Genomic DNA, 11,116 nt, shown 5'->3' with positions numbered 1-11,116 from the left:
CCGACGGGTCCCGCCCGCCGGGGGCGTTCGCGTTCGGTCAGGTACCCGCCGTACGCCGGGCCCGCCGGTCGTCGCCCGGTAGGGTCCCGGACGTGCCGTCCACCGTCTCGGTCCTGACCCGCAACCGGAACTTCCGCAATCTCTTCCTCGCGGAGCTGGTGGTCTTCGGCGCCGACTGGTTCGTCATGGTGCCGCTGCTGGTGCTGCTGCCGAACCTGACCGGCAGCGGCGTGTGGGGCGCGCTGGTGCTGGCCGTCGACACCGGGATCGTGGCGTTGCTGCTGCCGTACACGGGCACGATCGCCGACCGGTTCGACCGTCGCAAGATCATGATCATTTCGAACGTCGCGGCGCTGCTCGGCGTACTGCTGCTGCTCGGGGTGCGCAGCGCCGGAACCGCCTGGTTGGCGATGGTCGGGATCGGGGTGGTGGCGGTCGCCAAGGCGTTCTACTCGCCGGCGGCCCAGGCGGCCCTGCCCAACGTGCTCGACCCCGACGAGCTGGCCGCCGGCAACGCCGTCGCGGGTTCGGCCTGGGGCACCATGACCGTCGTCGGCGCCTCCCTGGGTGGCGTGCTCAGCGCCGTCGTCGGCCCGTACGCCTGCTTCTGGGTGGCGGCCGTGGGCCTGGTGGTCGCCGCGGGCCTGGCCACGCTGATCCGCCGGCCGTTGCAGGTGCCCCGCGACGCGGAGCTGCCGGTGCAGCGGACCTGGCCCGCGATCCGTGAGGCGCTGGGCTACATCGGGCACCGGCCGAGGGTGCTGGCACTGGTCACCGTGAAGTCGGCGGTCGGCCTCGGCAACGGCGTGCTGACGGTGTTCCCCCTGCTCGCGGCGGTGTACGGCGTGGGCCCCATCGGCACCGGGCTGCTCTTCGCGGTGCGTGGCGCGGGGGCACTCGTCGGGCCGATCCTGATGCGCCGGGTGCTGACCAGACGGGCCTGGCTGCTGCCCGGGCTGGCGCTGTCCATGTCCCTCTACGGCCTGGCCTACCTCGGCACCTCGGTCGTGGGCTGGTTTCCGCTGGTGCTGGCCCTGGTCTTCGTCGCCCACTTCGCGGGCGGCAGCAACTGGGTGATGTCGAACTTCGCCCTCCAGGGCGAGGTGCCGGACCGGCTGCGGGGCCGCGTCTTCGCCACCGACATGATGCTCGCGACCCTCGCCGTCTCGGTCAGCCAACTCGCGGTCGCCGCCGTGGTGGACACCGTGGACGAGCGGGTGGTGCTGGCCAGCTGCGGCCTGGTCACGGTGGTCTATGCGATCGGCTGGCGGATCGCCACCCGCCGGCTCTCGCTCACGGACCCGGCCGGGCAGCCGGTCCCGAGCGCCGCCCGCTGACCCGCCCCCGGGGCTGGCCCGGGCGCCGCCCGCTGACCCGCCCCCGGGGCTGGCCCGAGCGCCGCCCCGCAGCCCCGCCCGGCGGTCAGGGCCGGTCCGTCCCGACGCCCGTCGGCGAGTCCGGCCGGGACCGGCCGCCGCCGATGAGCGATCCGTCGCCGAACGGGCCGGCCTGCACGTCGCCCGCCCGCCGCCCGGCCAGCACCGCCGCGAGCAGCAGGGCAACCCCGAGCGGGTACGCCAGCGCCAGCATCCGGGGCCGGCGGGACCGCCACCGGCCGGCGGAGGCGGTTGTCCGGTCCTGTCCCAGCCGGCGGGCGGCGATCCGCTTCGTCGGTGTGCAGCCCTACCATGAGCCCGTGTCGACGAACTTCACCTCCGGCCCGGTCCGGGTCCGGGTCCCCGCCACCAGCGCCAACCTGGGGCCGGGGTTCGACGCGCTGGGGCTCGCCCTGGCGCTGCACGACGACGTGGCCGCCGAGGTGACGGCGGGGGGCGTCACGGTGGCCGTGACCGGGCAGGGCGCCGGGGAGTTGCCGGCCGACGACCGGCACCTGGTCGTCCGCGCCATGCGGGCGGCGTTCGACGTGCTCGGCGGGCAGCCGCCCGGGCTGGCTGTGGAGTGCGTCAACCGGATCCCGCAGGCACGTGGGTTGGGCTCCTCGTCCGCGGCGATCGTCGCCGGCGTGCTGCTGGCCCGGGCGCTGGTCACCGACGGCGAGGCGTGCCTCGACGCCGCCGCCGCGCTGCGCCTCGCCGCCGGGATCGAGGGCCATCCGGACAACGTGGCGCCGTGCCTGCTCGGGGGTTTCACCCTGGCCTGGACGGAGCCGTCGGGCGCCCGGGCGGTGTCGTTGCCGGTCGCCGACGGCGTACGGCCGACGGTCTTCGTGCCGGCCGAGCGCGGTCTGACGGCGACCGCGCGGGCGGCGCTGCCCGCCACCGTGCCCCACGTCGACGCGGCGCTCAACGCCGGCCGTGCCGCGCTGCTGGTGCACGCGCTGACCGCCGACCCGGGCCTGCTGCTGCCGGCCACGGTCGACCGACTGCACCAGGGCTACCGCGCCGACGGCATGCCGGGCACCGCCGCCCTGGTGGAAGCGCTGCGTGAGGCCGGTGTGGCCGCTGTGGTCAGCGGTGCGGGCCCGACGGTGCTGGCCCTGACCGGCCCACCCGAGGGCTTCGACCCGGGAACAGGCTGGCAGGTCTGGCGGTTGGATCCAGACGGGCGCGGAGCACAGGTTGCCCGGGGTAGACTTGGACACGCAGAGCGGGACCCTGTTGCCGCAGGTCGGAAGAGTTGATTACGCTCTAGACCTAGCACAGCCGCGAAGCATGCGATCTCTCTGCGGGTCGGCGCACCCCCGAAGCTCTCGGCGGTCAGCCCGTCACCCCTGCCTAGGCCCACGCCGCACCGCAGTCTTCACGGGTCGCCGCAGACGGCGAGACCTGCTCACCGACGTTTGGTGAGTTCGGAAACCGACCGGCTGCTGTGTCACAGACTCCCGCGACGCGTCCTTGCGAGGCGGGTGCACCGAGGCCGCCCGGCCACCTTGTTTGTCGACTCCGGGCAGTCCCGGCCTATCGAGGGAAGGAATCCATTGAGCGACACCACCGACGTGACGTCGGATGTTTCCAACGTCGCTGGCGATGCCACCACCGCCGCCGCCCCCGCCCGTCGTCGGCGTAGCGGCACCGGCCTGTCGGCGATGCTGCTGCCGGAGCTGCAGAGCCTGGCCGCCTCGCTCGGCATCTCGGGCACGGCCCGCATGCGCAAGGGCGAGCTGATCAGCGCGATCTCCGAGCGGCAGGGCGGCGCCGCCGCCGGGACCCCTCGACCGCGGGCCGAGGCCGCTGCCGCTGCCGCTCCCGCCCGGGAGGAGGCCCACGCCGAGGTCCGCGAGACCACCGAGCGGCCGGCGGCCGAGCGGCGTACCGCGGAGCAGGCTCCGGCCGAGCCGGCGGCGGTCGAGGCCGAGCCGCGTGGCCGGACCCGGCGCAGCCGGGCCGCCGCCTCCGAGGCCCGGGCCGCGGAGGCCCGCCCGGCGGAGCGTCCCGCGGAGACGCGGACGGAGGAGCGTCCCGCAGAGACGCGGACGGAGGAGGCCGAGCCCGGCGAGCGCGCCGACCGGGGCGAAACCCGTGGCCGTGATCGTGCCGAGCGGGGTGATCGTGCCGAGCGGGGTGATCGTGCCGAGCGGGGTGATCGTGCCGAGCGGGGTGATCGTGCCGAGCGGGGTGATCGTGCCGAGCGGGGTGATCGTGCCGAGCGGGGTGATCGTGCCGAGCGCGGTGACCGCAACGAGCGGGCCGAGCGGGGCGACCGGGCCGAGCGGGGCGACCGCAACGAGCGGGGCGACCGCGGCGAGCGTGCAGAGCGGGGCGACCGGGACCGCAACGAGCGCGGTGACCGGGGCCAGCGCGTCGAGCGTGACAACGACGGCGACGACGACGAGGGCGGCGGCCGGCGCGGCCGGCGCAGCCGGTTCCGGGACCGCCGCCGTGGCCGCGGCGACCGAGCCGAGGGTGGCGACGGCGGGCGCGACGGCGGGCGCGACGGTGGGCGTGACGGCGGGCGCGAGCCGCAGGTCGGCGAGGACGACGTGCTCGTCCCGGTGGCCGGCATCATCGACGTGCTCGACAACTACGCCTTCGTACGGACCACGGGCTACCTGGCCGGCCCGAACGACGTCTACGTCTCCATGTCGCAGATCAAGAAGTACGGCCTGCGGCGCGGTGACGCCATCACCGGTGCGGTGCGCGCGTCGCGCGACGGCGAGCAGCGGCGGGACAAGTACAACCCGCTGGTGCGGCTGGACACCATCAACGGGATGGAGCCGGACGAGGCCAAGCGCCGGCCGGAGTTCTACAAGCTCACCCCGCTCTACCCGCAGGAGCGGCTGCGGCTGGAGACCGAGCCGCACATCCTCACCACCCGGGTCATCGACCTGGTCATGCCGCTGGGCAAGGGCCAGCGGGCGCTGATCGTCTCGCCGCCGAAGGCGGGCAAGACGATGGTGCTCCAGGCCATCGCGAACGCGATCACGCACAACAACCCGGAGTGCCACCTGATGGTGGTGCTGGTGGACGAGCGGCCCGAAGAGGTCACCGACATGCAGCGGTCGGTGAAGGGTGAGGTCATCGCGGCGACGTTCGACCGTCCGCCGCAGGACCACACCACGGTGGCCGAGTTGGCGATCGAGCGGGCGAAGCGTCTGGTCGAGCTCGGCCACGATGTGGTCGTGCTGCTCGACTCGGTGACCCGCCTCGGTCGGTCGTACAACCTGGCGGCGCCGGCCAGCGGCCGGATCATGTCGGGTGGTATCGACTCCACCGCGCTCTACCCGCCGAAGCGTTTCCTGGGTGCGGCCCGCAACATCGAGAACGGCGGCTCGCTGACCATCCTCGCCACCGCGCTGGTGGAGACCGGGTCCATGGCGGACACGGTCATCTTCGAGGAGTTCAAGGGCACCGGCAACGCGGAGCTGAAGCTGGACCGGAAGATCGCCGACAAGCGCACCTTCCCGGCCATCGACATCCACCCGTCCGGTACGCGCAAGGAGGAGATCCTGCTCGCGCCGGAGGAGTTGGCCATCATCCACAAGCTCCGGAAGGTCCTGCACTCGCTGGACTCGCAGGCGGCGCTGGATCTGCTGCTCGACAAGCTCAAGCAGACCCGCACCAACATCGAGTTCCTGATGCAGATCGCCAAGTCGACGCCGGGGGAGTGACCCTCTCCGGGTGAGCGAGTGGGAAGGGCACGGCCACGCGGCCGTGCCCTTCCCACGTTCTTGGCCCTGGTGATGTCATTTGCGCAGGTGCCGCTCGCGGAATCTGTGGTGGCGCCCCCACGGGCCGGGGGGACGGTCGACGTACCAGCAGCGCCGGTCACTTTGGGTCATCGAGCCCCGTCGCGCCTACGATCTCACTCAGAGTGAGGGGTTCCGCGCCCCTGTTGAGGCTTCTGCCTGAGCTGCCCTTGCCGATGCTCGCTGACCAGGCCTTTCGTCGGGCGGTGCGATCCCGCCACACCATCCTCCACGTCCCCTTTGCTCTGCAGCCATATGCGCACCGCTTACGGTGCGTGCGTGGTGCCGATATGGCTGCAGAGCAAAGGGGACGGAGCAGGGATGGGGAAGAGTCAGGACCGCCCACTCTCCGTGACTGGATGAGGGTGCGGGGGCCGCGCGCGGCGGCGGGCCCGCGCAGGACAGCGCGCCCGGCGCAACGTGCGCGGGGCGGACCCGCTCCCGGCGGCGTCGCGGCTGGCGGCGTTGCCGGGTGGCGGCGAAGGGGCGGTGGCGTTGAAGGGGCGGTGGCGTTGGAGGGGTGGCGGCGGAGGCAACCGGACGGGCGGAGTTTTCCTTCGGTTTGGCCGGGAGGTATTGAAACTTCTATTCACCGTCCGGTTGACTGTCGCCCATGCGTACCCGCAGACGATCCGCCCGGCTCGCAGGCGTCCTGCTGCTGACGCCGCTGCTCACCCTGGCCGGCACCGTGCCGGCGACCGCCGGTGCGCCCGCCCCGGCCACCGATCCCTCCGGCACCGCGGCCGAGGACGCGCCGCGTGCCTCCTCGTACTCCACCGGCTCCGTGACGCTCGCCGGCGATCCCGCCGCGAGCACGTCGGCCGCCGCCGCCCCGACCGGCGTGGAGCCGGCCGGCGGGCTGGAGACCGCGAAGACCACCCGCCCGGTCGCCCCGGGTCTGGCCCTGACCTCCTTCGACCGGTACGACGCCGACGGCTGGCTGCGCGCGGACGCGCTCACCGCCGACCTGACCGGCGGCCTCACCGTGAACTACGTCAACTCCGGCGCGGTCAGCCGAACCGAGCCACTGCGGGGCGCCGTCGACGCGGCCCGGGCGGTTGCCGCCGTCAACGGTGACTTCTTCGACATCAACAACTCTGGCGCCGCGCAGGGCGTCGGCGTCCGCGACGGCCAACTGGTCCAGTCCGCGGTCAACGGGCACCGCAACGCCGTCGCGATCACCACCGAGGGGCTCGGCCGGGTCATCGAGGTGAACTTCGACGGCAGCGCGACGCTGCCCACCGGAGCGGTGGCGTTGACCCAGTTCAACAACATGGTCCAGGCGAACGGGATCGGCGCGTTCACCTCCCTCTGGGGGTCGTACACCCGGCAACGTGCGGTCGCCGGCGCCGCCCGCGTGACGGAGGTCACGGTGGTCGACGGCCGCGTCGCCACCGTCGGCACCACGGCCGGCAGCGGGGCGATCCCGGCCGGCACCACGGTGCTGCTCGGCCGCGACGCCGGCGCGGACGCCCTCGCCGGGCTGCGCCCCGGCGATCCGGTGACGGTCGCCTACCAGCCCAAGCCCGCCGACGGCAGCAACCTGCACGCGGCGGTCGGCGGCGGCAACGTGCTGGTCCGCGACGGGGTGGTGCAGAGCATCGCCGACACGTCGCTGGCCCCGCGTACGTCCGTCGGCTTCTCCGCCGACGGCCGACGCATGATCATGCTGACGGTGGACGGCCGGCAGGTCGACAGCCGCGGCGTCACCCAGACCGAGATGGGTCGCATGATGGCCGAGCTCGGCGCGCACCACGCGCTGAACCTCGACGGCGGCGGCTCCTCGACCCTGCTCGCCCGGGAGCCGGGTGCCGCGGCCGTGCAGGTGGAGAACAGCCCCTCCGACGGCACCGAGCGTGCCGTGCCCAACGGCCTGGCCATCTACGCGCCCGAGGGCAGCGGCCGGCTCACCGGGTACTGGCTGGAGACCGCCAGCGACCCGACCACCGCCCCCGGCGTCGCGCCGGTGCGCGGCGGCCGGCCCGACCGCGTCTTCCCCGGCCTGACCCGGCGGCTCACCGCCGCCGGCCACGACGAGACGTACGGCCCGGCGGCCGGCGCGCCGACGTGGCGGGCCAACCCGGCGATGCACGGCGTCGTCGACGACAAGGGCCGCTTCCGGGCCGGCCTGCCGGGGCGTACCACGGTCACCGCCTCGCGGGGCTCGGCCCGTGGCACCCTCGACCTGACCGTGCTCGGGCCGCTGGCCCGGATCGACTCCACGGTGGACCGCGTCGGGCTGACCGGCGCGCAGGGCAGCGCGCTGTTCGGCGTCGTCGGCTACGACGCCGAGGGCAACACCGCCCCGATCGAGCCGGCCGACCTGCGACTCGACTACGACAAGGATCTGCTGAGGATCGCCCCCACCGCCGACGGCAACCTCGCCGTCACCGCCCTGCGGGACACCGGCTCGGCACTGGTCACCGTCCACGTCGGCCGGAGCAGCACCGTCCTGCCGGTAACCGTCGGGCTCACCGACGTGCCGGTGGCCGGCTTCGACGACGCGGCGGCCTGGAAGTTCAGCCAGGCCCGGGCCAGCGGCGCCGTCGCGCCCGCGCCGGGCCGCACCGGCACGGGCCTGAAGATGACGTACGACTTCAGCCAGTCCACCGGCACCCGGGCCGCGTACGCGGACCCGCCGGCCTGGATCGAGGTGGCCGGCCAGCCGCAGGCGTTCGGCATGTGGATCCACGGCAACGGCACGGGGGAGTGGCCCAGCCTGCACCTGCACGACGCGCAGGACACCCAGCACGTGCTGCGCGGCCCGCTGATCACCTGGACGGGCTGGAAGTACGTCGAGTTCGCCGTGCCCACCGGCGTGCAGTACCCGGTGCGGGTGCGCCGGTTCTACGTGGCGGAGACCAACGCCGCCGCGCAGTACCGCAGCGAGGTCGTCATCGACGACCTGGTGGCGAAGGTGCCGCCGACGGTCGACGCGCCGGCGGAGAAGCCGCGTACCGACCGGGTGGTGCTGCGCGACGGCACGGTGGACGGGGCGCCCTGGCGCTTCGCCGTCCTGTCCGACGCGCAGTTCGTCGCGGCGAACCCGGACAGCGACCTGGTCGCCCAGGCCCGCCGTACGCTGCGCGAGGTCAAGGCCGCGAAGCCGGACTTCCTGGTGATCAACGGCGACTTCGTGGACACCGCCTACCCGGCGGACTTCGCGCTGGCCAAGCGGCTGCTGGACGAGGAGCTCGGCGGCGAGGTGCCTTACCACTACGTGCCCGGCAACCACGAGATCATGGGCGCCCCGATCGCCAACTTCCGGGCCGCCTTCGGCGACACCGAGCGGACCTTCGAGCACAAGGGCACCCGGTTCGTCACGCTGAACTCGGCTACCGGCTCCCTGCGCGGCGGCGGCTTCGACCAGGTGCGGATGCTGCGCGAGGCGCTCGACTCGGCGGCCGGTGACGCGGGCGTCGGCTCGGTCGTCGTGCTGCACCACCACCCGCCGCGCGATCCCAGCCCGGCCAAGGCCAGCCAGCTCGGCGACCGGAAGGAGGCGGCGCTGCTGGAGCAGTGGCTCGCCGACTTCCAGCACCGCACCGGCAAGGGGGCCGCGTTCGTCGGCGGGCACGTCGGCACCTTCCACGCCGATCGGGTCGACGGGGTGCCGTACCTGATCAACGGCAACGCGGGCAAGGGCCCCTCCGCCCCGGCCGACCAGGGCGGCTTCACCGGGTGGACGGAGTTCGGGGTGGACCCGGTGAGCCCGGCCGAGGCCGAGCGGGCCCGGCGCAACCCCCTCGTCGAGGGCCCGCGCTGGGTTGCCGCCGAGTTCCACGCGCACGTCGACGCGCTCGCGCTGGCCGCCCCGGCCAGCGTCACGGTCGGCGCCCCGGCGCCGGTCACCGCCACGGTGACCCAGCCCGGCGGGCGTACGGTGCCGGTGGCGGCGCCGGTGAGCGCGGACTGGTCCGCCTCGCCGAACGTGCACGTCGGCTCGGTCCTCGGGTTGCGGCCCTGGCACGTGGCCCGCTTCGACCCGACCACCGGCAAGCTCACCGCCCTGCGCTCCGGCGCCCAGGTCAAGCTGGCCGTCGCGGTCAACGGCGCGCACGCCGAAACCACGATCACCCTGACGGCCGCAGCCCAGGCCCCGGCCGCCTGAGGTGTAAGGAAGGGCACCTTCCTAACGCCTGGTGCCTAGGAAGGGCCCCTTCCTAACACCGCCCCGAGGCCCGCACCGATTCCGGGTGTGGGCCTCGGGGCGGTGACGGGCGTTAACAGGGGACCCCTGCTCTACCGGACACGTTAGGAAGGGGCCCTTCCTTTCGCTCAGGCTGCCGGGTCGTATCCCGCGCCGTGCCGCGGGCGGGGCACGGCGGACGGCGGCCGTGCCGGGGTGAATGCCCGGCGACCCGGCGGGAATGCGCAGGGTACGGCGGGCGTTGTCGATGCCGGACCAGCCGTGCGGCCCGATTACCGGGCCGGCGCACGACCATGGCAGACTGGTCAGTCGGCCACCGGTTCCGGTTCACGCCCGAGCCCGTCGCGTGCCGCGACGGACACCGACGGCGACCCGGCGACCACCCACGAGAGGACCGAGGCGAGATGAAGTCCAACATCCACCCGGAGTACGTGACCACCGAGGTCAGCTGCTCCTGTGGCAACACGTTCACCACCCGCAGCACCGCCAAGGGCGGCTCGATCCACGTCGAGACCTGCAGCGCCTGCCACCCGTTCTACACCGGCAAGCAGCGCGTCCTGGATACCGCGGGCCGGGTGGCGAAGTTCCAGCAGAAGTACGCCAAGGTTCAGGCCAAGAAGGCCAAGTAGCTCCTCGTTCGGCGCCCGCGTCCGGTCTCGTGCCGGGCGCGGGCGCCGTCCGTATTCCCCCTGGTCACACCCTCGTCGTCGAAGGAGCCTCCCCCGCATGAGCAGCGAGCGTCTGGCCGCCCTACTCGACGAGTACGCCGAGCTGGAGAAGCGGCTGGCGGACCCGGCGATCCACGCCGACCAGGGCGCCGCCCGCCGGATCGGCCGCCGGTACGCCGAGCTGGTGCCGCTGCACAAGGCGGCCGGGGAGCTGGAGCAGGCCCGCGCCGACCTCGCCGCCGCCCGCGAGCTGGTCGCCGAGGACGCGTCCTTCGCCGCCGAGGCGGAGTCGATCGCGGCGAGCCTGCCGGTGCTGGAGCAGCGGCTGGCGGAGCTGCTGATCCCACGTGACCCGCACGACGCCAAGGACGTGATCGTCGAGATCAAGGCGGGTGAGGGCGGCGAGGAGTCCGCCCTGTTCGCCGGCGACCTGCTGCGGATGTACACCCGCTACGCCGAGCGGCGTGGCTGGCTCACCGAGGTGCTCGACGCCCAGGACTCGGACCTGGGCGGGGTGAAGGACGTCTCGCTGGCGATCAAGACCAAGGGCGTGCCCGAGGGCGGCAACGGCGTCTGGTCGCGGCTCAAGTGGGAGGGCGGCGTGCACCGGGTGCAGCGCGTACCGGTCACCGAGTCGCAGGGCCGCATCCACACGAGCGCTGCCGGCGTGCTGGTGCTGCCGGAGGCCGAGGACGTCGACGTCACCATCGACCCGAACGAGCTGCGGATCGACGTGTTCCGCTCGTCGGGGCCCGGTGGGCAGTCGGTGAACACCACCGACTCGGCGGTCCGGATCACGCACGTCCCGACCGGCATCGTGGTCTCCTGCCAGAACGAGAAGTCCCAGTTGCAGAACCGGGAGCAGGCGATGCGGATCCTGCGCGCCCGGCTGCTGGCGGCGGCCCAGGAGCAGGCCGACGCGGCCGCCTCGGACGCCCGCAGGGCGCAGGTGCGCACCGTGGACCGCTCCGAGCGCATCCGCACCTACAACTTCCCGCAGAACCGGATCACCGACCACCGGATCGGCTACACCGCGTACAACCTGGACCTGGCGCTCGCGGGTGACCTGGACGGGGTGCTCGACGCCCTCGCCGAGGCCGACCGCGCCGCCCGCCTGGCCGGCGACACCGAGCTGACCCGCCGCTGACCCCG

The 11,116-nt window shown here is 73.8% G+C and carries 7 protein-coding genes; 6 read left to right on the top strand and 1 reads right to left on the bottom strand.

Going from position 1 to position 11,116, the window contains the following annotated elements; all coding sequences use genetic code 11:
- Positions 1-92: 92 nt before the first annotated feature.
- Positions 93-1,337, top strand: a complete 1,245-nt coding sequence (locus tag KBX06_RS01050) for an MFS transporter (protein WP_210832270.1) — start codon at positions 93-95, stop codon at positions 1,335-1,337.
- Between the two features lie 85 nt (positions 1,338-1,422).
- Here the strand turns inward: KBX06_RS01050 and KBX06_RS01045 are convergent, their stop codons facing one another.
- Positions 1,423-1,590, bottom strand: coding sequence for a hypothetical protein (locus KBX06_RS01045; RefSeq protein ID WP_210832269.1), 168 nt, complete (start codon positions 1,588-1,590; stop codon positions 1,423-1,425).
- Positions 1,591-1,696: 106 nt separating this feature from the next.
- Between KBX06_RS01045 and thrB the strand changes: the two genes are divergently transcribed.
- The 5 genes from thrB to prfA all read left to right on the top strand — a co-directional run bounded on the left by thrB (position 1,697) and on the right by prfA (position 11,111).
- On the top strand, positions 1,697-2,641 hold the full coding sequence (thrB, locus tag KBX06_RS01040) for a homoserine kinase (RefSeq protein WP_210832268.1): 945 nt from the start codon (positions 1,697-1,699) through the stop codon (positions 2,639-2,641).
- Between the two features lie 297 nt (positions 2,642-2,938).
- Positions 2,939-5,068 (top strand): transcription termination factor Rho, encoded by a 2,130-nt coding sequence (gene rho, locus KBX06_RS01035; RefSeq protein WP_210832267.1) that lies wholly within the window; start codon positions 2,939-2,941, stop codon positions 5,066-5,068.
- 691 nt (positions 5,069-5,759) lie between these two features.
- Positions 5,760-9,257: a phosphodiester glycosidase family protein gene (locus KBX06_RS01030; protein ID WP_210832266.1), complete on the top strand. Its 3,498-nt coding sequence runs from the start codon at positions 5,760-5,762 to the stop codon at positions 9,255-9,257.
- Positions 9,258-9,700: 443 nt separating this feature from the next.
- The gene (gene rpmE, locus KBX06_RS01025) at positions 9,701-9,925 is read left to right on the top strand and encodes a 50S ribosomal protein L31 (RefSeq protein WP_088998650.1); all 225 of its coding nucleotides are present in this window, start codon (positions 9,701-9,703) and stop codon (positions 9,923-9,925) included.
- 97 nt (positions 9,926-10,022) lie between these two features.
- Positions 10,023-11,111: a peptide chain release factor 1 gene (gene prfA, locus KBX06_RS01020; protein ID WP_210832265.1), complete on the top strand. Its 1,089-nt coding sequence runs from the start codon at positions 10,023-10,025 to the stop codon at positions 11,109-11,111.
- The last annotated feature ends 5 nt before the right edge of the window (positions 11,112-11,116 follow it).

Origin of the sequence: Micromonospora sp. C31 (assembly GCF_018070575.1) — a bacterium.
Lineage (GTDB): Bacteria > Actinomycetota > Actinomycetes > Mycobacteriales > Micromonosporaceae > Micromonospora.
The sequence above is the reverse complement of the archived record's forward strand: the minus strand, read 5'-3'. Positions and strand labels throughout refer to the sequence as shown.